Annotated in this window: 33 protein-coding genes; 11 read left to right on the forward strand and 22 right to left on the reverse strand. The window is 65.2% G+C overall.

The annotated features are described in order from the left end of the window. The first annotated feature begins 67 nt into the window (after nt 1-67). Entirely contained in the window at nt 68-967 is a 900-nt protein-coding gene (gene rarD / locus ACN4E0_RS02720; RefSeq protein WP_419565290.1) for an EamA family transporter RarD, read from the forward strand. On the opposite strand, the gene pyrC is transcribed toward rarD, so the two are convergent. Beyond that, the gene (pyrC, locus tag ACN4E0_RS02725; RefSeq protein WP_419565293.1) at nt 933-1982 is read right to left on the reverse strand and encodes a dihydroorotase; all 1050 of its coding nucleotides are present in this window, start codon (nt 1980-1982) and stop codon (nt 933-935) included. The two genes, rarD and pyrC, sit on opposite strands and share 35 nt — an antisense overlap. A 38-nt stretch (nt 1983-2020) precedes the next feature. Here pyrC and ACN4E0_RS02730 point away from each other — a divergent pair, with 38 nt between their 5' ends. Beyond that, nucleotides 2021-2764 (forward strand): YgfZ/GcvT domain-containing protein, encoded by a 744-nt coding sequence (locus tag ACN4E0_RS02730; RefSeq protein WP_419565295.1) that lies wholly within the window; start codon nt 2021-2023, stop codon nt 2762-2764. On the opposite strand, the gene ACN4E0_RS02735 is transcribed toward ACN4E0_RS02730, so the two are convergent. After that, complete coding sequence (locus tag ACN4E0_RS02735) at nt 2745-3344, reverse strand: TetR family transcriptional regulator (protein ID WP_419565297.1); 600 nt, start codon at nt 3342-3344, stop codon at nt 2745-2747. The genes ACN4E0_RS02730 and ACN4E0_RS02735 overlap by 20 nt on opposite strands. Before the next feature lie 114 nt (nt 3345-3458). On the opposite strand from ACN4E0_RS02735, the gene ACN4E0_RS02740 reads away from it, so the two are divergent. Next, nucleotides 3459-4337: a metal-dependent hydrolase gene (locus tag ACN4E0_RS02740; RefSeq protein WP_419565298.1), complete on the forward strand. Its 879-nt coding sequence runs from the start codon at nt 3459-3461 to the stop codon at nt 4335-4337. Between the two features lie 65 nt (nt 4338-4402). Here ACN4E0_RS02740 and ACN4E0_RS02745 read toward each other — a convergent pair whose 3' ends face one another. The 3 genes from ACN4E0_RS02745 to rplU all read right to left on the reverse strand — a co-directional run bounded on the left by ACN4E0_RS02745 (nt 4403) and on the right by rplU (nt 5909). Further along, nucleotides 4403-4942: a GNAT family N-acetyltransferase gene (locus ACN4E0_RS02745; RefSeq protein ID WP_419565301.1), complete on the reverse strand. Its 540-nt coding sequence runs from the start codon at nt 4940-4942 to the stop codon at nt 4403-4405. A 223-nt stretch (nt 4943-5165) separates the two neighbouring features. Next, a complete protein-coding gene (gene rpmA / locus ACN4E0_RS02750; RefSeq protein ID WP_419565303.1) occupies nt 5166-5435 on the reverse strand; it encodes a 50S ribosomal protein L27 in 270 nt (89 codons plus the stop codon). Between the two features lie 12 nt (nt 5436-5447). Further along, on the reverse strand, nt 5448-5909 hold the full coding sequence (rplU, locus tag ACN4E0_RS02755) for a 50S ribosomal protein L21 (RefSeq protein ID WP_419565306.1): 462 nt from the start codon (nt 5907-5909) through the stop codon (nt 5448-5450). Nucleotides 5910-6111: 202 nt separating this feature from the next. On the opposite strand from rplU, the gene ACN4E0_RS02760 reads away from it, so the two are divergent. Then, nucleotides 6112-6630: a hypothetical protein gene (locus ACN4E0_RS02760; RefSeq protein ID WP_419565309.1), complete on the forward strand. Its 519-nt coding sequence runs from the start codon at nt 6112-6114 to the stop codon at nt 6628-6630. 71 nt (nt 6631-6701) lie between these two features. Here the strand turns inward: ACN4E0_RS02760 and ACN4E0_RS02765 are convergent, their stop codons facing one another. The 8 genes from ACN4E0_RS02765 to ACN4E0_RS02800 all read right to left on the reverse strand — a co-directional run bounded on the left by ACN4E0_RS02765 (nt 6702) and on the right by ACN4E0_RS02800 (nt 11269). Next, nucleotides 6702-7124, reverse strand: a complete 423-nt coding sequence (locus ACN4E0_RS02765; protein WP_419565312.1) for a hypothetical protein — start codon at nt 7122-7124, stop codon at nt 6702-6704. 74 nt (nt 7125-7198) lie between these two features. Continuing rightward, the gene (locus tag ACN4E0_RS02770) at nt 7199-7666 is read right to left on the reverse strand and encodes a molybdenum cofactor biosynthesis protein MoaE (RefSeq protein ID WP_419565314.1); all 468 of its coding nucleotides are present in this window, start codon (nt 7664-7666) and stop codon (nt 7199-7201) included. After that, entirely contained in the window at nt 7659-7895 is a 237-nt protein-coding gene (locus ACN4E0_RS02775) for a MoaD/ThiS family protein (RefSeq protein ID WP_419565316.1), read from the reverse strand. The genes ACN4E0_RS02770 and ACN4E0_RS02775 overlap by 8 nt, the downstream gene beginning before the upstream one ends. Nucleotides 7896-7904: 9 nt before the next feature. Then, complete coding sequence (locus ACN4E0_RS02780) at nt 7905-8204, reverse strand: Rossmann fold domain-containing protein (protein WP_419565318.1); 300 nt, start codon at nt 8202-8204, stop codon at nt 7905-7907. Continuing rightward, complete coding sequence (locus ACN4E0_RS02785) at nt 8201-8575, reverse strand: dihydroneopterin aldolase (protein ID WP_419565320.1); 375 nt, start codon at nt 8573-8575, stop codon at nt 8201-8203. The genes ACN4E0_RS02780 and ACN4E0_RS02785 overlap by 4 nt, the downstream gene beginning before the upstream one ends. Nucleotides 8576-8585: 10 nt before the next feature. Continuing rightward, nucleotides 8586-9476, reverse strand: coding sequence for a class I SAM-dependent methyltransferase (locus tag ACN4E0_RS02790; protein WP_419565322.1), 891 nt, complete (start codon nt 9474-9476; stop codon nt 8586-8588). After that, nucleotides 9476-10867 (reverse strand): threonine synthase, encoded by a 1392-nt coding sequence (gene thrC / locus ACN4E0_RS02795; RefSeq protein ID WP_419565323.1) that lies wholly within the window; start codon nt 10865-10867, stop codon nt 9476-9478. Before thrC ends, ACN4E0_RS02790 begins: the two co-directional genes overlap by 1 nt. A 48-nt stretch (nt 10868-10915) precedes the next feature. Then, nucleotides 10916-11269: an ArsR/SmtB family transcription factor gene (locus ACN4E0_RS02800; RefSeq protein WP_419565325.1), complete on the reverse strand. Its 354-nt coding sequence runs from the start codon at nt 11267-11269 to the stop codon at nt 10916-10918. A 47-nt stretch (nt 11270-11316) separates the two neighbouring features. Here ACN4E0_RS02800 and ACN4E0_RS02805 point away from each other — a divergent pair, with 47 nt between their 5' ends. Continuing rightward, a complete protein-coding gene (locus tag ACN4E0_RS02805) occupies nt 11317-11772 on the forward strand; it encodes an SRPBCC family protein (RefSeq protein WP_419565328.1) in 456 nt (151 codons plus the stop codon). Nucleotide 11773: 1 nt separating this feature from the next. On the opposite strand, the gene ACN4E0_RS02810 is transcribed toward ACN4E0_RS02805, so the two are convergent. The 9 genes from ACN4E0_RS02810 to coxB form a co-directional block, all read right to left on the reverse strand. Then, nucleotides 11774-12334, reverse strand: coding sequence for an SURF1 family cytochrome oxidase biogenesis protein (locus tag ACN4E0_RS02810; RefSeq protein WP_419565330.1), 561 nt, complete (start codon nt 12332-12334; stop codon nt 11774-11776). Next, the gene (locus ACN4E0_RS02815; RefSeq protein ID WP_419565333.1) at nt 12334-12735 is read right to left on the reverse strand and encodes a DUF983 domain-containing protein; all 402 of its coding nucleotides are present in this window, start codon (nt 12733-12735) and stop codon (nt 12334-12336) included. The genes ACN4E0_RS02810 and ACN4E0_RS02815 overlap by 1 nt, the downstream gene beginning before the upstream one ends. Continuing rightward, entirely contained in the window at nt 12735-13556 is an 822-nt protein-coding gene (locus tag ACN4E0_RS02820) for a cytochrome c oxidase subunit 3 (RefSeq protein WP_419565335.1), read from the reverse strand. Before ACN4E0_RS02820 ends, ACN4E0_RS02815 begins: the two co-directional genes overlap by 1 nt. Before the next feature lie 66 nt (nt 13557-13622). Further along, the gene (locus ACN4E0_RS02825) at nt 13623-14195 is read right to left on the reverse strand and encodes a cytochrome c oxidase assembly protein (RefSeq protein ID WP_419565337.1); all 573 of its coding nucleotides are present in this window, start codon (nt 14193-14195) and stop codon (nt 13623-13625) included. 124 nt (nt 14196-14319) lie between these two features. Next, entirely contained in the window at nt 14320-15240 is a 921-nt protein-coding gene (locus ACN4E0_RS02830; RefSeq protein ID WP_419565339.1) for a heme o synthase, read from the reverse strand. A gap of 273 nt (nt 15241-15513) precedes the next feature. Further along, nucleotides 15514-16044 carry a hypothetical protein gene (locus ACN4E0_RS02835; RefSeq protein ID WP_419565340.1) on the reverse strand — a complete coding sequence of 177 codons (531 nt, stop codon included), beginning with the start codon at nt 16042-16044 and terminating at the stop codon, nt 15514-15516. Nucleotides 16045-16117: 73 nt separating this feature from the next. Next, entirely contained in the window at nt 16118-17089 is a 972-nt protein-coding gene (locus ACN4E0_RS02840) for an alpha/beta fold hydrolase (RefSeq protein WP_419565342.1), read from the reverse strand. Nucleotides 17090-17175: 86 nt separating this feature from the next. Continuing rightward, complete coding sequence (gene ctaD, locus ACN4E0_RS02845) at nt 17176-18888, reverse strand: cytochrome c oxidase subunit I (RefSeq protein WP_419565344.1); 1713 nt, start codon at nt 18886-18888, stop codon at nt 17176-17178. Between the two features lie 30 nt (nt 18889-18918). After that, entirely contained in the window at nt 18919-19959 is a 1041-nt protein-coding gene (coxB, locus tag ACN4E0_RS02850) for a cytochrome c oxidase subunit II (RefSeq protein ID WP_419565345.1), read from the reverse strand. A gap of 212 nt (nt 19960-20171) precedes the next feature. Between coxB and pyrE the strand changes: the two genes are divergently transcribed. The 6 genes from pyrE to lepB are packed head-to-tail and all read left to right on the forward strand — an operon-like array spanning nt 20172 to nt 24125. Next, nucleotides 20172-20753: an orotate phosphoribosyltransferase gene (pyrE, locus tag ACN4E0_RS02855; RefSeq protein WP_419565347.1), complete on the forward strand. Its 582-nt coding sequence runs from the start codon at nt 20172-20174 to the stop codon at nt 20751-20753. Beyond that, a complete protein-coding gene (locus ACN4E0_RS02860) occupies nt 20750-21814 on the forward strand; it encodes a serine hydrolase domain-containing protein (RefSeq protein ID WP_419565348.1) in 1065 nt (354 codons plus the stop codon). Before pyrE ends, ACN4E0_RS02860 begins: the two co-directional genes overlap by 4 nt. Next, the gene (locus ACN4E0_RS02865; RefSeq protein ID WP_419565349.1) at nt 21811-22551 is read left to right on the forward strand and encodes a pyridoxine 5'-phosphate synthase; all 741 of its coding nucleotides are present in this window, start codon (nt 21811-21813) and stop codon (nt 22549-22551) included. Before ACN4E0_RS02860 ends, ACN4E0_RS02865 begins: the two co-directional genes overlap by 4 nt. Next, on the forward strand, nt 22548-22844 hold the full coding sequence (locus ACN4E0_RS02870) for a hypothetical protein (protein ID WP_419565351.1): 297 nt from the start codon (nt 22548-22550) through the stop codon (nt 22842-22844). The genes ACN4E0_RS02865 and ACN4E0_RS02870 overlap by 4 nt, the downstream gene beginning before the upstream one ends. Nucleotides 22845-22848: 4 nt before the next feature. Further along, a complete protein-coding gene (gene acpS, locus ACN4E0_RS02875) occupies nt 22849-23250 on the forward strand; it encodes a holo-ACP synthase (protein ID WP_419565352.1) in 402 nt (133 codons plus the stop codon). Further along, nucleotides 23208-24125, forward strand: a complete 918-nt coding sequence (gene lepB / locus ACN4E0_RS02880) for a signal peptidase I (protein WP_419565354.1) — start codon at nt 23208-23210, stop codon at nt 24123-24125. Before acpS ends, lepB begins: the two co-directional genes overlap by 43 nt. The last annotated feature ends 21 nt before the right edge of the window (nt 24126-24146 follow it).

A 24146-nucleotide genomic window follows, 5' to 3' on the forward strand; every position in this document is an offset into this window, starting at 1 on the left:
AATGCGAGCGTCCCGGGCGACGAATTGACGCTTGCGAGCCCTGCCGTGCCCGCCTAGCGCGCCGGTGATGAACGCGAGCGCCACACAGCACGACCGCACCGGGCTCGCCGCAGCCTTCTGCGCTTATCTCATCTGGGGTTTCCTGCCGCTCTACCTGATCCTGGTGAAGAGCGTGCCGGCCTTCGAATTCGTCGGCTGGCGAATCATCTGGACGCTGCCGCTTTGCCTCGTAATCGTCGCGGCCCGCAAGCAGGGCGGCGAGCTGCGCGAAGCGCTGCGCAATCCGCGCACCATGGGCTGGCTCGCCATCAGCGCAACGCTGATCGCGGTCAATTGGGTGGTCTATGTCTGGGCGATCCAGGCGGGCGAGGTCTATGCCGCGAGCCTGGGCTATTACATCAATCCGCTGGTCAACGTTCTGCTCGGGACGATGCTGCTCGGCGAGAAGCTGACCCGGCCGCAATGGGCGGCAGTGGGGATTGCCGCGGTCGGCGTCTCGCTGCTCGCCGCGGGCGCGCTGACGACGCTGTGGATCAGCCTGACGCTGGCGCTGAGTTTCGGCACCTACGGCCTGATCCGCAAGCGGGTGGAGATCGGGTCGGTCCCCGGCCTGACGATCGAATCGACGCTGCTGCTGCTGCCGTCCGCGGGCGTGATCTGGTATTTCGCCCAGACGCAGGGCTCCTCCTTTGCGGTCTCGACCGAGCTGAGCCTGGCGATCATGGCGGGCGGCGCGCTGACCGCCTTCCCGCTGCTGTGCTTCGCCATCGCCGCGCGCAAGCTGCCTTATTCGACGCTCGGCTTCATCCAGTTCCTCGCGCCGAGCATCGTCTTCATCCTCGGGCTGACGGTCTTCGACAAGCCGCTGCACCCGGCCGAGATCGCCTGCTTCGCCTGCATCTGGCTGGCGGCGGCGATCTTCGTGTGGGATCTCATCGCGCGGTCAAGGAAGCCAGCCGCCAGCTGAGCGTCTCGCCCGCGTGGAAGGGCACGATCGGCGCCTCACCTCCGTCGAGTTCGGCAGGCACCGCCGCCGATGCCTTCTCGATCGTGATCCGCTCCTCATTGGGCGCAAGGCCATAGAAGGCCGGACCGTTGAGACTGGCGAAGGCTTCGAAATGCTCGAGCGCCCCCTCTTCCTCGAACACTTGGATGTAGCTCTCCAGCGCGAAGGGCGCGTTGAAGATGCCCGCGCAGCCACAATCGCTTTCCTTGGCGTGGCGATGGTGCGGTGCGCTGTCGGTGCCGAGGAAATACTTCGGCGAACCGCTGGTCGCCGCGCCGCGCAGTGCGAGCCGGTGCTGTTCGCGCTTGGCCACCGGGAGGCAGTACATATGCGGGTGGATGCCGCCGACGAGGATGTCGTTGCGGTTGATGTGGAGGTGCTGCGGCGTGATCGTCGCAGCGACATTGGCGCTCGCGCTTTCGACGAAGCCGACCGCCTGCATGGTGGTGATATGCTCGAAGATGACGCGCAGGGTCGGCAGGCGGTCGACCAGCGGCTGGAGCACGCGCTCGATGAACACGGCCTCGCGGTCGAAGATGTCGATGTCGGGCGTGGTCACCTCGCCATGGACGCAAAGCGGCATGCCGATCTCGGCCATGCGCTCGAGCACGCCCATGATGTTGGCGATGTCGGTCACGCCCTGCGCCGAATTGGTGGTGGCCCCGGCGGGATAGAGCTTGGCCGCGGTCAGCACGCCGTCGGCATGGCCCGCCGCCAGATCGTCGGCATCGCTTTCGTCGGTGAGGTAGGCGGTCATCAGCGGGGTGAATGCGACTCCCTCGGGCACGGCGTCGAGGATCCGCTCGCGATAGGCCGCGGCAAGCGCGCTGGTGGTCACCGGGGGAGCGAGGTTGGGCATCACGATCGCGCGGGCGAACTGGCGCGCCGTATGCGGCACCACCGCGCGCATGGTCTCGCCATCGCGGAAGTGCAGATGCCAGTCGTCGGGGCGGCGGATTGTCAGCGATTCGACCATGCGGTTGCCTATGGCGGCAGGCGGCCTATCTGTCACCCATGACCGCCACCCGCCTGACCAGCCGCGCCGTGATCCGCCTTTCCCCCACCGATGAGGCCGAAGACGTGATCGCTTTCCTCCAGGGGCTCGTGACAAACGACGTTATCGGCACCCTGCCCGCCTACGCCGGGCTGCTGACGCCGCAGGGGAAGACACTGTTCGACTTCATCGTCTGGCCGGGCAAGCCGGGCGAGCTCCTCGTCGATTGCGAGGCCGAGGTGGCTGAGGAACTAGTGAAGCGCCTGTCGCTCTATCGTCTGCGCCGCAAGATCGCCATTGCGGTCGATCCCGGCGTCGCGGTCCACTGGCGGCCCGAAATGGGCGACGGCGCCGCCGCGGACCCCCGGCTGGGATCGCTGGGCCAGCGCTGGCTCGCCCCCGCGGCCGCGGGCGAAGAGGCTGCGGACGAGGCCTGGCAAGCGCACCGTCTCTCGCTCGGCGTGCCCGAAGGCCGCGCCGAACTCGGCGACATCCTGTGGCTCGAGACCAATGCGGTCGAACTCCACGGCGTGAGCTTTTCCAAGGGCTGCTACATCGGCCAGGAAAACACCGCGCGGATGAACTGGCGCAGCAAGGTCAACCGCCGGCTGTTGGTTGTGCCGCTCGACGAGTCGGAGGAAAAGCGGCGCAAGGCGGAGTATCCCGCGCTCGGTCTCGCGGTCGACCACCTGCGCGTAGAGACCATCGATTCGGAGCGCGCGCCCGCCTGGCTGCGCGCCACGCTCAGCCCTTCGGAAGCCTGACCTCGATCGAGCGCGTCAGCATGCGCTCGGCCCGGTCGCGCGCGGCGGTTTCGGGCAGGCCGAGCGAGCGCGCCAGCGCCCCGCCGATCAGTGCATCGCCCATCGCCATCAGTACCAGCGCCAGCGTTTCCTCGTGTACCTGTGCGGGGGTCGCGCCATGCGCCGCCTCTTCGGGCGCGATCTCGTCGACCAGCTGGTGGATGGTCTCGACGATCGGCGTCAGCGCATCCTCGTTCCCGGTCAGGATCATCCAGCTGGCGAGCGCGCCCGCGCCTTCCTTGTCGAAGGCGTCGAAGGCGAGATCGACCACCTCACGCGGCGATCCCAGCCCTGCCCTGCTCGCGCGCACCGCATCGATGATCGTGTCGCACACGGTCTTGGCGAGATGGCCCGCGAGCTCTTTCTGCAACCCTGCGGCCGAGCCGAAATGATGCAGCAGATTGGCGTGAGTGCGCCCGATTCGCCCCGCCACCGCCTTGAGCGTGACCGATTGCGGGCCGGTTTCGATCAGCAGCGCGCGCGCCGCCTCGAGCGCTGCGAGCCGTGATTCCTCGGGAGAAAGTCGTTTGCGTGTCGCCATTGGCGCCGGGTTAACCCATCTCCGGCAAGGTGGGAAGCTGTCTCTACTCCTTATTGACAGGAATGTAAGTAAGCACTACTTACATTCCTGTCAGTCAATTCCCGGAGTATTCCGATGAACGCCCCCGTCTCGATCGATACCGACACGCGCCGGTCGGCACCGACCCCGGCCGATCTCACCATCACCGTGCGCGACGAGCGCTTCAACCGCGCCAGCAGCCCGCGCCGCTGGTGGGCCGGCGAGCCCTTCGGCACCGCCTGGCACAACGCCCTGTCGGCCACCTTCCCGCGCGGCGAGGCCTTCTTCATCGAAGCGGTCAAGGCTCATCGCGAAGGCGCCGAACCGAAGCTCGAGGCCGAAATCCGCGCCTTCGTGAAGCAGGAAATCAACCACACGCGCGAGCATATCGCCTTCAACCGCCTCGCCGAGGATGCGGGCTACGACATCAAGGCGATCGATACGCGCGTGGCCGAAATGCTCGCCCTGACCAAGGATCGCCCCGCCATCGCCAATCTCGCGGTCACCATGGCGCTCGAACACTACACCGCCATGATGGCGGCCGAATTCCTCGCCAATCCGAAGCATTTCGAAGATGCCGACACGGAAGTGCGCGACATGTGGCGCTGGCATGCCGCCGAGGAGATCGAGCACAAGGGCGTCGCCTTCGACACCTGGAACCACGCGACCAGCGACTGGACCGGCTGGCGCCGCTGGAAGGTCCGCAGCCTCGTCATGCTCACCGTCACGGCGCGCTTCTTCAAAAACCGCTGGATCGATTCGCTCAACCTGCTCGAGCAGGACGGGATCACCGGCTGGAAGGCCAAGTGGGGCCTGTTCAAATACCTGACGATCACCCCGGGCGTGGTACGGCGAATCTTCCCGGCGTGGCTGTCCTATTTCAAGCCGGGCTTCCACCCGTGGGACCACGACGACCGCGAGCTCATCAAGCTCTACGAGGGCGATTTCCAGGACGCTCTAATGCCGGCCGAATAGGCCGCTCTCCGAGAAACGAAGAAGGGCCCCGCGAGCACGTCGCTCGCGGGGCCCTTCTCTTTTGCTCAGGCCGCCATCGGAGAGATCAAGGACTGCTTGTCGAGGTCGAGCCGGTAGAGCGCACAGTCGACCGCCTCACCGCGTCCGCAGCTATGCCGCCTGGCGACCTTACCCGTCGGGCGGAAGCCGAGCTTGCGCAGCACCCGGCCCGAAGCTGGGTTGTCGAGGAAATGGCCAGCCTCGAGCCGCGCGTGTCCGAGCAGCCTGGCGACCTCGATCACGCCCCTGCCCGCCTCGGTTGCGAAGCCCTTCCCCCAGTAGGGCCGCGCGATCCAGTAGCCGAGTTCCACGCCCGTCTCGGTTTCGCCCAGCCCGATCGAGCCGATGATCCGCGAGCCGTCATCGCCAGGGAGCGTCATGAGGAAGTTGGGGACGTGCTGGTCCTGGCCGCGGGCGACGAATTCACGCGCATGTTCGGGGAGATAGGGCCACGGCGCGCGTGCAAGATTGCGCACGACGGTTTCGTCGGCGATTCCGCGCAGCAGCGCATCGGCATCTTCGGGCCAGGCAGGCCGCAGCAGCAGCCGTTCGGTGACATGGAACATCGGTATTCTCCCCATTTCCACGCTCCGGGCTCCTAGGCCGGACGCGTGACAATTGCGTGATGGCGAAAGAAAATTTCGCCGCGAATTGTGAAGAGGGAGAAACGACGAGAGGGAGACGGACCCCTTCCCTCAACGGAAAGGTCCCATCTCCCTCTTCGGTTGCCGGATCATGGACCCGGCTGGGACCGTCCCGTTTGGACGATCCCGTTATCGGAGCGTCCGGTTATTCGGCGGCTTCGGCCATCATGTCGACCGAGACGAATTTGCGGTCGAGCTTGCCCTTGTGGAAGCGCACAATACCGTCGGTAAGGGCGAACAGCGTGTGGTCCTTGCCCATGCCGACATTGGCACCCGGATAGAACTTGGTGCCGCGCTGGCGCACGAGGATGTTGCCGGCGACGACGTTTTCGCTGCCGAACTTCTTCACGCCAAGGCGACGACCGGCCGAGTCACGACCGTTACGCGACGAACCGCCTGCTTTCTTATGTGCCATCGTCCGCGCTCCTTACTTCTTGGCTTCGGTCTTCTTGGCAGCAGCCTTCTTCGGCGCAGCCTTCTTGGCGGGAGCCTTCTTCTCCGCGGCGTCTGCCTTCGGAGCGGCTTCCTTCTTCTCCGCGGCGTCTGCCTTCGGAGCGGCTTCCTTCTTCGGCGCAGCCTTCTTGGCCGAGCCGGTGCCGACATCGGTGATGCGCAGCAGGGTCATCTGCTGGCGATGACCGTTCTTGCGGCGATAGTTGTGACGGCGACGCTTCTTGAAGACGATCACCTTCTCGCTTTTCGCCTGCGCGATGATCTCGGCCGAAACGGTCACCTTGCCGGCGTCCGAAAGCGAATCGCCTTCGCCTGCGAGCAGGACGTCGCCCAGCGTGATGGTGTCGCCGGCTTCGCCTGCCAGCTTCTCGACCGCGATCTTGTCTCCGGCGGCAACCCGGTATTGCTTGCCGCCCGTGCGCACTACTGCGAACATGGTGGTTATCTCTCGTTCAAATTGCTGTGCCCTCACCCACAAGACGAATTCTTGCAAATGCACGGCGCGCCCGTCAGGCCGCCAGTGGCAGCCCCGGAAAGAAGCGTGCCGTTAGGCGAAAGGAGGGGCCAAGTCAACGCTTGCCGCGAGGAATTTTGCATCCTCGCTGGCGCCCGGCGATGCGCGTGATATGGAGAAACCGATGACCTTCCGCAAGCTTCCCGTTCTCGCGATCACCGCAATCCTGCTCGCCGGTTGCGCCACCACGTCCGACGACCGTTATCCTTCGCTCGCCACACGCGAGGTCGAGCGCGCCGAAGGGACTTTCGAGCCGGTCGAGACGGCGCAGCTCGATGTCCCCTCGGTCGAAGTGGACCGGGGCACGAATCTCGCCGAGCGGCTCGAAACGCTGGTCGCGCAGGCCCGCGCGGCGCATTCGACCTTCCTCGACGCGGTGCCAGCAGCCGAGAGCCGCGTGGCAGCCGCCTCGGGCAGCGGTGTGGGCAGCGACAGCTGGGCGGTCGCGCAGGTCGCTTTGGCCGATCTCGATTCGGCGCGCAGCACGGCGGCAATCGCGCTCGGCGATCTGGACATCCTCTTCACCGCGGCGACGGTCCAGGCGGAAGATCCGGCGCCGATCGCCGCGGCACGCGACAGCGTCATTGCGCTGGTGGCGGAGGAAGACGCGGTGCTCGAACGACTTCGCTCGCAGGTTCGCTGAACGGCCCAGAAATGCGCAACGCGGAGCCGGTTGCCCGACCCCGCGCCACTCCCCAATCGATTTGAAGCGCTTCAGACGAAGGCGGCGATCGTCACCGCGACAAGTCCCCAGGAGAAGATCAGCACCGGCAGGATCAGGACCTGTACCGCTGCGTCGCGGGCGCTGACGCGTCCGGTATGCGTGGCGATGCCCTGGCTGACCAGCCGCGACCAGCTCATGTTGCGGTTGCGATGCGGCGGCTGCATCCGCGTCCAGATCGCCGGCAGGCCGAAGCCGGCGAGGATGAAGAAGGCGAAGATGGCCATCGGGATGATCAGGCCCGGGCTCGACAGCCCGGCCGCCATCACCGCGAGGAAACCGAGATAGAGCGCCACGGTCGCGACATAGAGGCCCTTGGGCAATTCGAAGCTGCGATCGACCTCGTGCGAGACTTTGGGCGTTTCGACGATGATGGCCCGCTCTGCGACCAGTTCGCGGGTGAAGTGCTTGACCATGCTGTGCTCCTTTTCTGGAGCCTCGATGCGCCCGCCGCCGCGGCGATTCCTTGATCGAAATCAAGAAGTGCGAATTATTTCCACCGGTCGAGGTCGGCACGGTCGGATTGGCGCGGTTCGACCCAGTGCCAGCCGTCGCCGCGCTTCTCGCGCTTCCACAGCCAGGCAGCCGACTTGAGGTGGTCCATCAGATAGTCGGCCGCCGCGAAAGCGCCGCGGCGATGGCGCGCGGCAGCGGCGACCAGCACGATCGCCTCGCCCGGCACCATGACCCCCACGCGGTGCCAGACGAGCGCCCCGTCCAGCGCGAAGCGCACCTGCGCGGATTTGGCCAGTTCCTCCATGCCGGGCAAAGTCAGCGGCTCGTAATGCGTCAGTTCGAGCGCCCTGACATCGCCTTCGGGCCTCACCTTGCCGAGGAAGGAGACGATCCCGCCCGCCTCGCCATGCGCGGCATTGAAAGCCGCCAGTGCCTCCCCGACCGACAGCCCCCGGTCGAGCAGCCGGACGTCGAGCGGGGTCGAGAGGGCTAGCCTAGCCACCGCTGACCGGGGGCAGCAGCGCGACTTCGTCGCCATCGCGCGCGTCGAGCCGGGTCTTGTCTGCGAGGACCTTGCCGCCGCAGGCGACATGAACGCGGGAGTCATCCAGGTGCTCGGCTATCTCGGGGCCGACCGCCGCGAGCAGGCCTCTCCAGTCGAGCGGGGCCGGTACCTCGCGCTCCTGCTCGCCCGCGAGATCGCGCAGCGGCCCGAGGAAGAGGATGCGCACGCCCACGGCTCAGGTCTCGAGATACTGGCCGGTGACGCCGGAGGCCCGGGCGAGATAGATTTCGGTCGCATCCACCGCGTCGCCTTCGCCCGCGACCATGTTGATCCGTCGCGGCGCATGCTTGCGCGCCAACCCGGCGACCACGGCGAGACGCCATTCGCGATGGGTGTGATCGGCGGTGCCGACTTGCACCATCACGTCTTCGCCACGGCCCAGCACGCTCTCGACATGCGCCAGCCAGTGCTGGTGGAAGACGCCCGCGGCGGCGAGCGGGTCGTCGGGCAATCCGTCGACCGCGATGCGCTTCATTCGGGCCGCTCGCGATGCAGCGTGATGCCGATCTTCTCGTCCGCTTCGGCGATGGCGAGCTTGACGATCTTGACCGTCACCGCCTCGATCCGCTTGTCCTGCAGGAACAGCGTCTCGCAGACATGATCGGCGACCGCCTCGATCAGCTTGAAGTGCACGCCTTCGGGCAGCGCCTCCGATGCGGCGAATTTCAGATCCATGTAGTTCTTCGAATGATCGAGCGAGGTCTCCGGATCGTAGCGGTGCAGCGGCTTCATCCGTACCTGGATGGTGAAGCGCAGCGGCTGCGGGCGGCCGGTCTCTTCCGAATAGATGCCGGTGAGCACGTCGTGCTCGAAATCGGCCACCTCAAGGATCAGCGAATCGGTCATGGCGGGCGCCTTAGCGCGGATTGGACCAGCGCGCGAAGATCGCGGTGGGCAGAAGCCGGCCCGAGCCGTCCTCTTCCACCGCGAGATCGCCGTGTTGGATCGACCCGGGCATGCCGGCGAAAACCTCTTCCAGCAACCCGCCAAGCGCAAGGCTGCTCATCCGCACGGCGTAGACGGTGAGGAAGAGGAAGCGGCTGTTTTCGTCGAGCAATTGGCGGCAATCGGAAACGAGGCCGGGCAGCCCCTCTTCGAGGCGCCAGACCTCGCCATCGGGGCCGCGCCCGAATTTGGGTGGATCGAGGATGATCCCGTCGTAGCGTCGCCCGCGGCGCACTTCGCGCGCGGTGTATTTCATCGCATCCTCGACGAGCCAGCGGATCGGGCGGTCGTCAAGCCCGGCGAGCGTGGCATTGGCGCGCGCCTGCGCGACCGATTTCTTGCTCGCATCGACATGGGTGACCCGCCCGAAGCGGCTCAGTGCCTGCGTGCCGACGCCGGTATAGCCGAACAGGTTCATCGTCTCTGCATCACTGGCATCGCCCAGTTGGGCGCCCATCCACTCCCACACGGGAGCCATGTCGGGGAAGAAGCCGAGGTGACGAAACGGAGTGCATTGCGCGGTAAAACGGGCGTCCTCGCCCCAGCCGAGCTCCCAGCCTTCGTCGGGCACCGCCTTCGCATACTGCCAGCGCCCGCCGCCGTCCTCGTCGCTGCCGGGGACGAACTCGCCATGCGCGTCCCACGTTTCGAGCCGTGGCGACCACATCGCTTGCGGTTCGGGCCGGATGAAGCGATAGGAGCCGTAGGACTCGAACTTGCGGCCGTGCCCGCTGTCGAGCAGGCGATAGGCATCCCAGCCCTTGCCCACCATCAGAACGGGATCGCGAACCAGCTCCGCCATCAGGCGGCATGCCCCAGGATATGCTCGCGCACCGCCTCGTAAGTGCCGGGAAGCTCGGTATAGGCTTCCTCGCGCGCGAACAGGTCGCCCACCCGCGCGGGCAGCGCGGGTCGCGTGCCGGTCGCACGTTCGACCGCATCGGGGAACTTGGCCGGATGCGCGGTCGCCAGCGTGACGACCGGAACATCGGAGGGCACATCGGCCTGGAGCGCGGCGTGGAGCCCGATCGCGGTGTGCGGGTCGATCGTCTCGCAGCAGGATTCATAGGCCCAGCGAATCGCCTGCGCGGTTTCGGCCTCGTCGGCGCGCGCGCTGGTGAAGAGCGCCGCTGCGCCCTCGCGCTGGGCATTGGTCAGCTGCATTGCCCGGCTCGCCTCGAAGCCGCGCATCTGCTCGGCCAGCGCCGCGCCGTCGCGGCCGCCGACATCGAACAGCAGCCGCTCGAAGTTCGAGCTAACTTGAATATCCATGCTCGGCGCGGCGGTAGGGGTGACGCTGCCGGTCGAATAATCGCCGCTCGACAGTGCGCGGTGGAGGATATCGTTGATATTGGTGGCGACGATCAGTTGCTCGATCGGCAGGCCCATCCGCGCCGCCACATGGCCGGCGAAGATGTCGCCGAAATTGCCTGTCGGCACGCTGAAGGCGAGCTTGCGTTCGGGCCCGCCCAACCGCAGCGAGGCGGCGAAATAATAGACCACCTGCGCCATCAGCCGCGCCCAGTTGATCGAATTGACCGCGCCGATGCGATGCTTGGCGGTCACACTCTCGTCGGCGAAGATGCGCTTCACCATCGCCTGCGCGTCATCGAACGATCCGTCGATCGCGATGTTGTGGACGTTGGGCGCGCGCACCGTGGTCATCTGGCGACGCTGGACATCGCTCACCCGCCCCTTGGGGTGGAGCATGAAGATTTCGACCCGGTCGAGCCCCGCCACCGCATCGATCGCCGCGCTGCCGGTATCGCCGCTGGTCGCCCCGACGATCGTCAGCGTGCCGTTCTCGCGCGACAGGAATTCCTCGAACAGCAGGCCGAGCAATTGCAGCGCCACATCCTTGAAGGCGAGCGTCGGCCCGTGGAACAATTCGAGCAGCCACTGCTGTTCGGTCAATTGTACCAGCGGTGTGACCGCCTTGTGGGCAAAGCGGGCATAGGCTTCGGAGGTCAGTTCGCGCAGCTTTTCGGGTGTCAGGCAGTCGCCGACGAAGGGCTGCATCACGCGCGCGGCGAGCTCGGGATAAGGGAGGCCGCGCATCGCCGCGATCTCCTCGGCCGAGAAATGCGGCCATTCCTGAGGCACATAGAGGCCGCCATCGCTGGCCAGCCCGGCGAGCGTGACGCCGGCGAAATCGAGCGCAGGCGCGCTGCCGCGGGTGGAGAGGTATTTCATCGCGACACGCGGTTAGCGGGCGACGTCCGTGCGGGCAAGCAAGCCGGCCTAGTCGGTGGGTTGCTTTTCCTTGTCGTCGGCCGTTTCGAGGCCGCGCTTGAGGCGCGCCAGCCCCTGCACCGCCTGCGCCGCATGGGGGCCGATCCAGCGCTCGTGAATATGGTGGATCGGCATGGCGTCGAGGTGATTGAAGCGCTCGCGCCCCTTGCGCACCGGGACCACCAGCCCCGCTTCCTCGAGCACCCGCAAGTGCATCATCACCGTGGTCCGGTCGAGCGCGGGAAATTCCACGCAGAGCTGCTTGGTGGTCAGCGGGCGCGGGCGGATCGCGTCGCAGATCGCCCGCCTGACCGGATTGGCCAGCGCCTTGAACACTCGGTCGAACTGCTCTTCGGTTGACATGTTAGCTTTTTATAACATAAAGAATCGCTCGGCAAGAGGAGCCGCCCATGGAACTCAGATATTGCGTCTTCGCCCACATCGCCAAACCCGCTCACGAGGTGTTCGAGGCAGTCGCCGACCCGGAAAAGCTGTCCTGCTACTTCACCACCGGAGGCGCCCAGGGGCGGCTGGAGGAAGGTGCGACGGTGATGTGGGATTTCCAGGATTTTCCAGGCGCTTTTCCAGTGGATGTGATCGAGGTCGTGGCCGACGAACGGATCGTGCTCGAATGGAAGGCCAACGAACCCGACGCGGACTACAATGTCACGGTCACGATGACTTTCAAGCCGGTCGATGGCGACGCCGGGCGAACGCTGGTGGAGATCGCCGAGGAAGGCTGGCGCGAGACCGAGAGCGGCCTCAAGGGCAGCTATGGCAATTGCATGGGCTGGAGCCAGATGCTCGCGGCGCTCAAGGCCTGGGTCGAATACGGCATCAACCTGCGCGAGGGCATGTACAGATAGCCTAGCCTCGACTCCTGCGACGCAGCGCGAGGAGGTAGATCACCAGCGCGGTCAAGGCGAAGAAGAACCACTGACCGGCGTAGGCGAGGTGATTGTTCGGCAGGTCGCGCGGGTCCGGCGGCGCGAGCGGTTCGAGCCCCTCCGGCGGATCGGTCGCGACGATCCGGCCATTGGGCGCGATGATCCCGCGAACCTGCCCGCCGCTCCAGGCGATCGGCGCCGGATCAAGCGAAAATCCGAGGTCGACGGTGGCCGTCTCCCCACCGGCAAGCGCGCAGGATACGCGCTGGGCCACCCCCTTCTCTCCCCGCTGGCTGGTGCCCGCCACGGTGGTCGCTCCGCTGGCGGAAAGGCAGGTGACCGACGTGCGGCGATAAAGCACCGCGTCGCGCCGGGCGGGATCGCGCGGATAGTCGACCTCGGTCGGGATCGTCAGCGCCCGTTCGGCATGCGCGATCAGCGCTTCCTTTTCATCCTTGCGGCCCAGCTGCCAGATGCCGAGCGCGATCATTGTGGCCACCGCGCCGGCGACGAAGACGCTGGCTATGAGCGGAAAGCGCATCACAGGTCCTTACTGCCCGCCTCGCGGGCATCGTTGCGATATTCGCTCGCGAGCAGCCACGCCTTGGTCACGCGCAAGCCGCCGATCACCAATGCGACGGTCAACGGTACCCACAGCAGCGCATGCACCCACCACGGCGGCTCGAACGACAATTGCACCCAGATTGCCAGCCCCACGGTGATCGTACCCACGACGAGCGTTACCAGCGCGGCAGGACCGTCGCCGACGTTGAAGCGCGTATAGTCGAGCCCGCAGGCGTCGCACTTGTCAGAAAAGGCGAGCATGCCGCCGAACATCGTCTTGGCCCCGCAGCGGGGGCACGAACCGAGAAGGGCAGCCTCGGCCAGAGAAGTCTCGGTGCCGGGCTGCCCTTCGCGTGTTTCGGGATTGTCCGAAGACATCAGTGGATGGCTGCGCCCCACCCGCCCCAGACATAGACGGTGACGAAGAGGAACAGCCACACCACGTCGACGAAGTGCCAGTACCACGCAGCCGCTTCGAAGCCGAAGTGCTGGCGCGGGGTGAAGTGGCCCTTGTAGGTGCGCACGAGGCAGACGATCAGGAAGATCGTGCCGACCAGCACATGGAAGCCATGGAACCCGGTCGCCATGTAGAAGGCCGAGCTGTAGGTGTTGCCGCCGAAGCCGAACGGCGCATGGGCGTATTCATAGGCCTGGATGGCGGTGAACAGCGCGCCGAGCACGATGGTCAGCCACAGGCCCTTCTTGAGACCTTCGCGATCGCCGTGGATCAGGCTGTGGTGCGCCCAGGTCACGGTGGTGCCCGAGCACAGCAGGATCAGCGTGTTGAGCAGCGGCAGGCTGAACGGATCCATCACCGCTTCGATCGCCTTGGGCGGGAACACCCCGCCGACGACGTCGGACAGCTCGCTCGGGAACAGTGCGAAATCGAACCAGCTCCAGAACCAGCCGACGAAGAACATCACTTCCGAAGCGATGAACAGGATCATGCCGTAGCGCATGTGCAGCTGCACCACCGGGGTGTGATCGCCGCGCTGCGCTTCCTTCACGATGTTCGAGAACCAGCTGAAGAAGGTCGCGATGAGGCCGGCGATGCCGAGGCCGAGCACGAGATGCGCGCTCGCCATCTCGTGCATGAACAGAACCATGCCGCTGGTGAAGGTCAGCGCCGAAATCGAGCCGATCAGCGGCCAGATATCGGGTTCGAGGATGTGATATTCGTGATTGACGTTGCCAGCCATTGTACTCGCGTCCTGGGTTTCGCTTTGCGGGTGCCCTTAATGCGCCATTGCGCGCGGGTCTAGGGGCTACTCGGCTAAATCCAGCGCCCGGTGAAAAGTATAGGAGAGGGTGATCTGCTCCACCCCTTCCATATTGGGGTCGTCGAGCGCCTTGGGATCGACGTAGTAGAGCACCGGCATGCGCACCTGCTGCCCCGGCTCGAGCACCTGCTCGGTGAAGCAGAAGCACTGGATCTTGTTGAAATAGGGACCGGCCTGTTCGGGCTCGACATTGAAGGTCGCGGTGCCGGTGATGCGTTGGTCCGAATTGTTCTTCGCGATATAGATCGCCATGTCGCGCTGGCCGATGGTGACCGTGTCGGTGGGGTGCTCCGGATGGAAGGTCCAGGGCATGTCCGAGGCGGTGTTGCCATCGAAGCGGATCGAGATGGTGCGGGCACCTGCGCTGTCGGCGAAGCGGGCGGCCTCGGCCGCGTCGCTTTCGCTGGCGACCTGGGTCGTACCGGCAAAGCCGGTTACCTGGCAGAACATGCGATAGAGCGGGACGGCGGCAAAGCCGAGCGCGAGCATGCCGAGCGCCATCAGCACGGCGAACACGGCGGTGCGGTTCTTGCGCATGTCGAGGGTCGATACACTCATGTCGGGCCTCACATCCGTGCGATGGTAATCACGTAGAACAGGACCGCCAGAAACAGCAGGATGCCGCCGACCACGAGGTTGCGGCTCTTCTGGCGACGGCGGTATTCGGCTTCTTCTTCGGGGGTCATGCGATCCATCCGTTGTGGGCCAGCGCCCGGTCCACCACCAATGCGGCGAACAGGGCGAAAAGGTAGATGATGCTGAAGCCGAACAGGCGCTTCTCGGGCTTCATCGTGTCGGTCTCCCCGGTCTGCCGGAAAGCGACCGGAAGCGAAAGCGCAAGGAAGGCAAGCGACAGTGCGAGCGCCGCAATGCCGTAGACATAGCTCGTCCCGCCGATGAACCATGGCGCGGCGGCGACCGGGACCAGCAGCACGGCATAGGCGAAGATCTGGCGGCGGGTCGATTTCTCGCCCTTGACCACCGGCATCATCGGGATGCCGACGTTGGCGTAATCGGTCTTCACGAACAGCGCGAGCGCCCAGAAATGTGGCGGCGTCCACATGAAGATGATCAGGAACAGCAGCACCGGCATCAGCGTGATGTGGCCGGTCACCGCGACCCAACCGATCAGCGGGGGAAAGGCCCCCGCCCCACCGCCGATCACGATATTCTGCGGCGTGCGCGGCTTGAGCCAGATGGTGTAGACGACCGCGTAATAGAGGATCGACAGGGCCAGGATCCCGGCCGAGAGCCAGTTGACGCCCAGCCCCATGATCACGACCGAGGCGGCCGAGATCAGCACGCCGAAATCGCGCGCATCGGTGCGCTGCAGCCGTCCGGCAGGAAGCGGCCGCTTGCTGGTCCGCTTCATGCCGGCGTCGAGGTCGGCTTCCCACCACTGGTTGAGCGCCGCCGCCCCGCCCGCCCCCAGGGCGATACACAGGATGGCGGTGAAGCCGAGCACGGGATGGATGCTGCCGGGTGCGGCGAGCAGGCCGCACAGGCCGGTGAAGATCACCAGGCTCATCACGCGCGGCTTGGTCAGCGCGAAGAAATCGCGCCAGTCGGCAGGCAGGGCTAAGGAGGTGGTGGAATCGCTCATCGGGGAATGGCCGCGCCTATAGCCACGGCGGCGTCAAAGGGGAAGCGGGCGCGAAAGGTGACACGAAGTATACGCCAAAACGGCAGACGGTCGCTGCGCTTTCCGTGATCGGAGCGCACGCGCGGTGTTGACGCTCCCGAGCATGAGGCGGGAGAAGGGGCATGGTTGCTGCCATCGACGGGAGCCTACCACATCACCGGGCATGTAGGAAAATGCGAAGGGTGTGCCGCCCTTTCATCGAAGTCCGCTAACGACCCGATAGCGGACGTTCCGCTAAGGCTCTGATTGCTGATATTTTGATGCAGCGCTGGCTCGCACTTCGTAGCCCGAGGGTGTGCGCACAAGGTCCTGAGTCAGAGGGATTGTGCCACTCGGCATGATTGGCAATGAGGCGGTTGCGGGCCAATCAAGATTGATCCTCTGCATCAACGTTTCACGAAATTGATTTGAGCGACTTGGGTCTTGGCCCCTCGGAAATGAAATCCAAACGCGTCCGATCCGATCCTGAAAGTCCATGGCCGATGCCATTAGTTCCTCGTCATCGCCTCGCCATACTGATGCGTTGAACGTAATAGGTGACACTTCGGACATGGCCTCTAGTTCGGTCCGAGTTGCCGCGTCGACGTGGTAGCCTTCGGCCTCTCCGACCTCCGCCAGCAACGCCAAAAATTGCTCTTTGTCCTCAGAAGTAGGGAGCGGAACTTCATATGCTGCGACCGTTCGATTGCTCTCCGGTTGCGCGACCGGACCACAAGCAGCCAAAGCGGCCAACGCGTGGAGAACCAGGGTGGCGAAGCGGAACATAGCCAGCACTTTCCGCGAAATGCTCAACCAAAGCAATGTCCGCTTTCCACCCCAATAGCAGACATCAAGCGCGTTAAGCGGGCAACCGTAGCCGCGCCAGCCAATCGATCAGGATGCGATTGACCTCGTCCGGGCGCTCCTGCTGGGTCCAGTGGCCGACGCCCTCGAGGATATGGCCCTCAACCTGCGGCGCGAACAGTCGCATCATTCCCACAGGGTCGGTAACCGCGCCGAACAGGAAGGTCGCCGGATCGCGCGTCCCGCCGATGAACAGGGCAGGCTGTTCGATCAGCTTGCCCGCCCAGCCCTGCAACCAGGCATAATCCGCCTCGTGATTGCGATAGCGGTTGAGCGGGCCGCGGAAGCCCGATGCCTTGAACTCGGCTTCGTAGAAATCGAGGTCGTCCTCGGTGAGCCAGGAAACGGGTTCGGGATCGGGCAGCCCTTCGAGGAAACTCGCGCCGTGCGGCTTGTTCCAATAATCGCCCGGCGGCACGTCGCCGCTGATCGAGTACATCATCCGCTCGACGAAATCCCGCGGGTCCTTCTCCGCCTCGGCCTCGGCGACGCCGGGTTCCTGGAAATATTCCTGGTAGAAGAACCGCCCTTGGCTGGTGAAATGCTCGCGAAAGACCTCGGTGAAGGGCCTGGAGGGCACACCCGCGAAGGGGACCGAGAGCCCGGCCACCGCGCGAAAATCCTCCGGATGGGTGAGCGCCGAATTCCACACGATCGGCGCCCCCCAATCGTGCCCTATGAGGATCGCCTTGTCGTCGGGGGAAAGCGCCCGGCGCAGGCCGACGAGGTCGCCGACGATGTGCTCCATTGCATAGGCGTCGACCGGTTCGGGCTTGTCCGAGCCGCCATAGCCGCGCACGTCGATGGCGCAGGCGGTGAAACCGGCGTCCGCGACGGGGCCGATCTGGTGCCGCCAGCTGTACCAGCTTTCGGGAAAGCCATGGACCATGATGGCGAGCGGCCCTTCGCCCTCCACGGCGCAGCGCAGGCTGACCTCGCCCGTATCGATCGTGCGCATTCGCGGCATTGGCTCATTCCCCTCGGACATGAAAAAACGGCCGGTCCACCATGGGACCGGCCGCTCTTTTCTGTCCAGTCTTTCGACCGCTCGCGTTACGCGGGCTTGGGATCGCTCAGGTGATCGTGAGCCGTATGATGATCTTCGATCACCGGCAGGGTCGAGAACTGGTGGAACGGCGGCGGGCTCGACAGGCTCCATTCGAGCGTCGTTGCACCGGCACCCCACGGGTTGTCGCCGACCTTCTTGCCCGCCGTGAAGGCGTAGACGAGGTTGATGAAGAAAAAGATCATCGATCCCGCCATGATGACGTAGCCGAGCGAGCTGATCTCGTTCCAGTAGGCATAGGCATCGGCATAGTCCGGATAGCGGCGCGGCATGCCCTGCAGACCGAGGAAGTGCTGCGGGAAGAAGATCACGTTCACGCCGATGAAGAAGCCCCAGAAGTGCAGGTGGGCCAGCAGCTCGGAGTGCATCTTGCCGCTCATCTTCGGGAACCAGTAATAGAAGCCCGCGAAGAGCGAGAACACCGCACCCATCGACAGCACGTAGTGGAAGTGCGCCACCACGAAGTAGGTGTCGTGGACCACGTCGTCGACGCCGCCATTGGCGAGGTAGACGCCAGTCACGCCGCCGACGGTAAACAGGAAGATCATGCCGATCGCCCAGACCATCGGGCTCTTGAACTCGATCGAGCCGCCCCACATCGTCGCGATCCAGCTGAAGATCTTCACGCCGGTCGGGACTGCGATGACCATGGTCGCCGCGGTGAAGTACATCTTCGTGTTCACGTCGAGACCGACGGTGTACATGTGGTGCGCCCACACGACGAAGCCGACGACACCGATCGCGACCATGGCATAGGCCATGCCGAGGTAGCCGAAGACCGGCTTGCGGCTGAAGGTCGAGACGATCTGCGAGATCATGCCGAAGCCCGGCAGGATCATGATGTAGACTTCGGGGTGGCCGAAGAACCAGAACAGATGCTGGTAGAGGATCGGGTCACCGCCGCCCGCCGGATCGAAGAAGGTCGTGCCGAAGTTGCGGTCGGTGATCAGCATGGTGATCGCGGCCGCGAGAACCGGCAGGGCCAGCAGCAGGAGGAAGGCGGTAACCAGCACCGACCACACGAACAGCGGCATCTTGTGCAGGGTCATGCCCGGCGCGCGCATGTTGAAGATGGTGGTGATGAAGTTGGTCGCCCCGAGGATCGAGCCGGCACCGGCAAGGTGGAGCGAGAAGATCGCGAAATCGACCGCCGGGCCCTGGCTGCCGGTGGTCGAGAGCGGGGCGTAGACGGTCCAGCCGGTACCCGCGCCCGGACCCGTGCCGCCGGGCACGAAGAGCGAGAACAGCAGCGAGCAGAAACCGGCAACGGTCAGCCAGAAGCTGATGTTGTTCATCCGCGGGAAGGCCATGTCGGGCGCGCCGATCATCAGCGGCACGAACCAGTTGCCGAACCCGCCGATCATCGCGGGCATGACCATGAAGAAGACCATGATCAGGCCGTGGGCGGTGATGAACACGTTCCACATGTGGAGGTTCTGGTCCATCTGCGAGGGATCGGCACCGAAGAAGGGCGCGACCTGGTTGAGGACCTGGAGACCCGGCTCGGCGAGCTCCCAGCGCATGATGCCCGAAATCGCGCCACCGACGATGCCGGCGATGATCGCGAAGATCAGGTAGAGCGTGCCGATATCCTTGTGGTTGGTCGACATGAACCAGCGCGCGAAGAAGCCGGGCTTGTGATCGGCGTCGTGCGCATGGACCTCGTGGTGGGCCTCGAAGTGGTCGGCGGTGGTTGCCATCGTGCTGTACTCTCGAGCTAAACGATTATCTTAAGCGGCCGGCGCGGCGGGGGCCGCATCGGCTTCGGCGCCTGCCGGTTCCTCGGCCGGTGCAGCCGCGGGAGCCGCGTCCGCGGCGCCGGCGACCGTGCCGCCCTGCGCCAGGACCCAGGCGTTGTACTGATCCATCGGCAGCGCCTCGACCGCGATCGGCATGTAGCCGTGGCGCGCGCCGCACAGTTCCGAACACTGGCCGTAATAGACGCCGGGCTCGTCGATCAAGAGCAGCTTTTCGTTCAGACGGCCGGGAACGGCGTCGAGCTTGAACCACAGGCTCGGCACGGCGAAGGAGTGGATCACGTCGGCAGCGGTGGTCTGCAGACGGATCGGCACGCCGGCGGGCACGACCATGCGATTGTCGACCGCCAGCTGGTGCGGCTCGCCCCTGGCGTCGGCCTCGTCCTTGCTCAGCATGTTCGAGACGACTTCGAAGTCGCCGTTGTCGGGGTAGGAATAGCCCCAGTACCACTGATAGCCGGTCGCCTTGATGGTGATCGCATCCTTGGGCGGCGTCTTGTACTGCGCGCTCAGCAGGCCGATCGACGGAATCGCGATGCCCAGCAGCACCAGCGCCGGCACCACGGTCCAGATCACCTCGATGAGCGTGTTGTGGCTCGTCTTCGAAGGCACCGGATTGGCGCGCTTGTTGAACTTGACCACGACGATCACGAACAGGATCAGGACGAACAGGCTGATGATCGCCATGACCCAGACGAGACCATGGTGCAGCGCATTGGCCTGGTGGCCGATCGGCGAGAACTGCGGCTGGACATTGATACCGCCGTCGACCGGCATGCCCTTGCCCGGAGTCGATTTCATCGGCGTGTAGGAACCGGCTGCAGCAGCGGGGGCCGCATTCTCGCTCGATGCTTCGGCGTCGGCGGCCGGCGCGGTCTGTTCGAGCTGCGCGGTCGCCGTCGCGTCGGCGGCATCCTGCGCCATCGCGCCCGGTGCGCCGAAAGCCAGCATCGCGGCCATCGCCAGGCTGGCTACAATCCGGTGGAACCCGTTGAGGGAGCCGAGAATTTTCATCGTCTTGGCACTCTTTCGTGTCGTGTCTCGATCCGGGCGTCCCGCATTTGCGAATCCCGCGTCCACGGCGGAACACGCCCCTGTGGCAGGGCCCGATTGCGCCCGCCCTATAGGCAGGGATTGCGCCAGCCTCAAGCGGGTGGCGGATAAAAATGTGCAAGCGCCTTTGCCTCTTGCGCAAACGCGCGCGAGGCGCTTTGGACGCAAGCACCATGACCGACGAAGAAATCCTCCACGAGTTCCGTGCCAGCGAAGCGCTGCTCGAAGGCCACTTCAAGCTCTCGAGCGGGCGCCACAGCGGCCACTACCTGCAATGCGCAAGGGTCTTGATGAACCCCGAGCGCGCCGGACGCCTCGCCTTCGCGCTCGCCCAGAAGATCCCACGCGACATCCGCAGCCAGATCGACGTGGTCGTCAGCCCGGCGATGGGCGGGATCATCATCGGCCAGGAAATGGGCCGCGCGCTGGGCAAGGATGCGATGTTCCTCGAACGGCCCGAGGGGACATTCCACCTTCGCCGCGGTTTCCGGCTGGAAGCGGGCGCCAAGGTCCTGATGGTCGAAGACGTGGTCACCACCGGCCTCTCCAGCCGCGAGGCGATCGCGGCCGTCGGGCGCGAAGGCGGCGAAGTGATCGCCGAAGTCGCACTGGTCGACCGCTCGAACGGCGAGGCCGACCTCGGCGTGCCCTTCTTCCCGCTGGTCGACATCAACTTCCCGACCTACGCCGAAGGCGAGATACCGGACGAACTAGCGGCCATCGACGTGACCAAGCCCGGGAGCCGCAAGGCTTGAAGTGGGCTCATGCCCTGCTGGCCGCCACTGCGGTGGCGAGCTGCGCCCAGCAGGTGCCGGATAGTCGCAATCTGTCGGCTCCGCTTCCCGACCCGCTCGAGGCGCGTCTCCGCTCCGTCGAGCATGTTCTTGAGAATGCCGGTTTTAGTGGCGAGTACGCGGTCACCAAGTCGGGTCTGGGCACGGCCACGAGGTCGATCGGGATGGCGGATGGCGCAGAACGGCCATGGCCATGGGCTTCGGTCACCAAGCAGGTGGTCGCGGTAATGGTCATGCAGCAGGTCGAAGCCGGGCAGCTGGGGCTGGACGAGCCGGTCGCGCGCTACATCGCCGAGGCCGAAGGGAACGTCGCTTCTCCGACGATCCGGCAGTTGCTCCAGCATCGTTCGGGCCTGCGAAATTCCGATGATTCCGAGCCGGACAAGGACGGCGTACCATCGTTCTATACGGACGGGCCGACCGGTCTGTCGTGGTGTCTGCAGGGCCGCGCCTCGCCGCCCGAAGAGGGCTGGCGCTACAACAATTGCGATTACGTCCTGCTCGGCACGGTGCTCGAGAGGGTCGGCGGACAGACGCTGGACGATCTGTTCCGCAATGCGATTGCCGAGCCTGCCGGGTTGCGCGGAACGCGTTTCCTAGGTGCAGACGAAATGCGCGAGATTGCCGCCATGTCGGATGATTTCACGCAGCAACTGCCCCGATACGGTGCGGCAGGCGCGCTGGTCGGGCCGGTTTCGGACATCATCCGCTTCGATGCGGCCCTGCTCGACGGAACTCTCCTGAGCGAAAGGTCGCGGGCCGTCTTGTGGAACGGCGAGCCGCAGCTTGGCTACATGGCGCTGGGACAATGGGTGTTCGAAGCACCGCTGGGTTGCGACGTGCCCTTGCAGATCGTCGAGCGACGCGGCAATATCGGCAAGTATCAGGTTCGAAACATAATTCTCCCTCAGAACGGCACAATGTTCGCCCTGGTCACGGCAAACGGCGAATTCGATTTTGGGGAGATCTGGACAGGCAGCGGGCCCATGTACGATGTGCTCGGCGTGGTGGCTTGCCGATGAGCCACCCCCTGCGCCTGGGCGTGAATATCGACCACGTTGCCACCATCCGCAACGCGCGCGGCGGCGATCATCCCGACCCGGTGCGCGCGGCGGAAATCGTCGCGGCGGTCGGCGGCGACGGGATCACCGCCCATCTGCGCGAAGACCGGCGGCACATCCGCGACGATGACCTCAAGCGCATCCAGGCGGCGACCGACCTGCCGCTAAACCTCGAAATGGCCGCAACCGAGGAAATGCTCGCGATTGCGCTGGCGCACCAGCCGCATGCCGCCTGCATCGTCCCCGAAAAGCGCGAGGAGCGCACCACCGAGGGTGGGCTCGATGCCGCTGGCCTCCACAACCAACTCGCGCCGATCGTGGCGAAGCTGGCGGACAATGGCATCCGCGTCTCGCTGTTCATCGAGGCCAGCGAGCGGCAACTCGACGCCGCCGAGCGCCTGCGCGTGCCGGTGGTAGAATTCCACACCGGCGAATATGCCCATGCCGGTCTCGACGGCGACAGGGATCGCGAAGCGAAGGAACTCGAGCGCATCGCGGCGATGTCGAAGCTGGCGCGCGACATGGGGATCGAACCGCATGCCGGCCACGGCCTCACCTATGACAACGTCAAGCCGATTGCCGCGATTGCCGAACTCGCCGAGCTCAATATCGGTCACTATCTCGTCGGCGAGGCGGTGTTCGTCGGGCTCGAGGCGGCGGTCCACCGGATGCGCCAGCTGATGGACGAGGCGCGGTGACACAAGCCACCCAAGCGAGCACCTGGGCATATTGGTTCGCCTTTATCGCGGCTGTCGTGCCCCTGGCCTACTGGCTTTTCGTGTCCTTTTACGCGGTATTCTTCTTCGGCGTCGCTCCTCCCTGGGCGCTGCCTCTCGCCATCGTCGCGTGCGGGGTGCAGATCGTCGGCCTGAGCGTGGCTCAGGCGCAGATGACGAGCGGTGCGATTGGCCCAGCGACGAAGCGGGCCGCAGCGCATGCCATCGGCTTCTGGTCGCTCACGATCGCCTTCGTATTGCTGGCATGGAAATGACGTCATGATCATCGGCCTCGGCTCGGACCTCTGCAACATCGAGCGCATCCAGAATTCGCTCGACCGCTTCGGCGAGCGGTTCGAACACCGCGTTTTCACCGAGATCGAACGCGCCAAGGCACGGCGCCGCCCCTTCACCATCGCCGGCACCTACGCCAAGCGCTTCGCCGCCAAGGAAGCCTTCTCCAAGGCGGTCGGCACCGGCTTTCGCCGCGGCGTCTTCATGAAGGACATCGGCGTGGTCAACGCGAAATCGGGCGCGCCGACTCTGGCGCTCACCGGCGGCGCGGCGATCGTGCTTGCGGAAATGGTGCCGCAGGGCCATGAGGCGCGCATTCATCTTACCCTCACAGACGATCATCCATGGGCCCAGGCCTATGTCATCATCGAGGCCCTACCCAAGTGACCACCGGCGCCACGGCAGTGAACAAGTCTCCCGAAACCGAATCCGACAAGAAGGTCGACTGGATCGCGGAAATCCGCGGCCTCGCACTGATGCTGCTGGCGGTCTTCGCCTTCCACAGCTTCGTCGCCAAGCCGTTCTACATCCCGTCGGAATCGATGATGCCGAATCTGCTGGTCGGCGACCGGCTGATCGTCAGCAAGTATCCCTATGGCTGGAACTGGAGCTCGATTAGCTTCCATCTCGCCCCGCGCGGGCACTGGCGGCTGTTCGGCGGGACCCCGGAATATGGCGACATCGTCATCCCGGTGCATCCCCAGAAGGACGAGGATTACATCAAGCGGGTCGTGGCCCTGCCGGGCGACCGACTCGCCGTGCGCAACGGCCAGATCATTCTCAACGGCACGCCGGTCGAACAGAAGGTCGAACCCGCGCTCGACCTGCCGCTCGATGCCAACTCGCGCTGCGACGGTTTCGGATTCGACGATTTCCGTGCTGCGACCGCCGACGGCAAGCGTGTCTGCCGCGTGCCCGTTCTGCGCGAAACGCTGCCCAATGGCGCCACCTATCTGGTGATCGACCACCAGAACCAGGAACTCGACAACTTCCCCGAGATCACCGTGCCCGACGACGCCGTCTTCGTCATGGGCGACAATCGCGACCACTCGGCCGACAGCCGCGAACTCGACAATTCGCGCGGACTGCTCGGCCCCGTACCGCTTGAGAACATCGGCGGACGGGCCGAATTCATCACCTTCTCGCTCGACGGCACGACCACGCTGAACCCGATCAGCTGGTGGACCAGCCTGCGCGAGGGACGGGCATGGTCGACGCTGCGCCCGGCCATCGCGGAACGAAAAGCCGCTCCCGAGCGCTAGGGCTCTGAAGCAGGGGACGCG

It is taken from the genome of Qipengyuania sp., assembly GCF_048550555.1.
Lineage (GTDB): Bacteria > Pseudomonadota > Alphaproteobacteria > Sphingomonadales > Sphingomonadaceae > Qipengyuania.

Bases quoted from the DNA above. Each gene is read 5' to 3' on its own strand.
- ACN4E0_RS02745 (WP_419565301.1), bottom strand. From the start codon at position 4,942: ATGTTCCATGTCACCGAACGGCTGCTGCTGCGGCCTGCCTGGCCCGAA.
- ACN4E0_RS02810 (WP_419565330.1), bottom strand. From the start codon at position 12,334: ATGCGCTTTCCGCTCATAGCCAGCGTCTTCGTCGCCGGCGCGGTGGCC.
- ACN4E0_RS02790 (WP_419565322.1), bottom strand. From the start codon at position 9,476: ATGGCGGAGCTGGTTCGCGATCCCGTTCTGATGGTGGGCAAGGGCTGG.
- rarD (WP_419565290.1), top strand. From the start codon at position 68: ATGAACGCGAGCGCCACACAGCACGACCGCACCGGGCTCGCCGCAGCC.
- ACN4E0_RS02765 (WP_419565312.1), bottom strand. From the start codon at position 7,124: ATGGTCAAGCACTTCACCCGCGAACTGGTCGCAGAGCGGGCCATCATC.
- ACN4E0_RS02830 (WP_419565339.1), bottom strand. From the start codon at position 15,240: ATGAGCGATTCCACCACCTCCTTAGCCCTGCCTGCCGACTGGCGCGAT.
- ACN4E0_RS02735 (WP_419565297.1), bottom strand. From the start codon at position 3,344: ATGGCGACACGCAAACGACTTTCTCCCGAGGAATCACGGCTCGCAGCG.
- ACN4E0_RS02800 (WP_419565325.1), bottom strand. From the start codon at position 11,269: ATGTCAACCGAAGAGCAGTTCGACCGAGTGTTCAAGGCGCTGGCCAAT.
- acpS (WP_419565352.1), top strand. From the start codon at position 22,849: ATGATCATCGGCCTCGGCTCGGACCTCTGCAACATCGAGCGCATCCAG.
- ACN4E0_RS02825 (WP_419565337.1), bottom strand. From the start codon at position 14,195: ATGAGTGTATCGACCCTCGACATGCGCAAGAACCGCACCGCCGTGTTC.
- thrC (WP_419565323.1), bottom strand. From the start codon at position 10,867: ATGAAATACCTCTCCACCCGCGGCAGCGCGCCTGCGCTCGATTTCGCC.
- ACN4E0_RS02815 (WP_419565333.1), bottom strand. From the start codon at position 12,735: ATGTCTTCGGACAATCCCGAAACACGCGAAGGGCAGCCCGGCACCGAG.
- ACN4E0_RS02785 (WP_419565320.1), bottom strand. From the start codon at position 8,575: ATGACCGATTCGCTGATCCTTGAGGTGGCCGATTTCGAGCACGACGTG.
- pyrC (WP_419565293.1), bottom strand. From the start codon at position 1,982: ATGGTCGAATCGCTGACAATCCGCCGCCCCGACGACTGGCATCTGCAC.
- rpmA (WP_419565303.1), bottom strand. From the start codon at position 5,435: ATGGCACATAAGAAAGCAGGCGGTTCGTCGCGTAACGGTCGTGACTCG.
- ACN4E0_RS02840 (WP_419565342.1), bottom strand. From the start codon at position 17,089: ATGCCGCGAATGCGCACGATCGATACGGGCGAGGTCAGCCTGCGCTGC.
- rplU (WP_419565306.1), bottom strand. From the start codon at position 5,909: ATGTTCGCAGTAGTGCGCACGGGCGGCAAGCAATACCGGGTTGCCGCC.
- pyrE (WP_419565347.1), top strand. From the start codon at position 20,172: ATGACCGACGAAGAAATCCTCCACGAGTTCCGTGCCAGCGAAGCGCTG.
- ACN4E0_RS02740 (WP_419565298.1), top strand. From the start codon at position 3,459: ATGAACGCCCCCGTCTCGATCGATACCGACACGCGCCGGTCGGCACCG.
- coxB (WP_419565345.1), bottom strand. From the start codon at position 19,959: ATGAAAATTCTCGGCTCCCTCAACGGGTTCCACCGGATTGTAGCCAGC.
- ACN4E0_RS02835 (WP_419565340.1), bottom strand. From the start codon at position 16,044: ATGTTCCGCTTCGCCACCCTGGTTCTCCACGCGTTGGCCGCTTTGGCT.
- ACN4E0_RS02805 (WP_419565328.1), top strand. From the start codon at position 11,317: ATGGAACTCAGATATTGCGTCTTCGCCCACATCGCCAAACCCGCTCAC.
- ACN4E0_RS02865 (WP_419565349.1), top strand. From the start codon at position 21,811: ATGAGCCACCCCCTGCGCCTGGGCGTGAATATCGACCACGTTGCCACC.
- ACN4E0_RS02760 (WP_419565309.1), top strand. From the start codon at position 6,112: ATGACCTTCCGCAAGCTTCCCGTTCTCGCGATCACCGCAATCCTGCTC.
- ACN4E0_RS02730 (WP_419565295.1), top strand. From the start codon at position 2,021: ATGACCGCCACCCGCCTGACCAGCCGCGCCGTGATCCGCCTTTCCCCC.
- ACN4E0_RS02820 (WP_419565335.1), bottom strand. From the start codon at position 13,556: ATGGCTGGCAACGTCAATCACGAATATCACATCCTCGAACCCGATATC.
- ctaD (WP_419565344.1), bottom strand. From the start codon at position 18,888: ATGGCAACCACCGCCGACCACTTCGAGGCCCACCACGAGGTCCATGCG.
- lepB (WP_419565354.1), top strand. From the start codon at position 23,208: ATGGGCCCAGGCCTATGTCATCATCGAGGCCCTACCCAAGTGACCACC.
- ACN4E0_RS02780 (WP_419565318.1), bottom strand. From the start codon at position 8,204: ATGAAGCGCATCGCGGTCGACGGATTGCCCGACGACCCGCTCGCCGCC.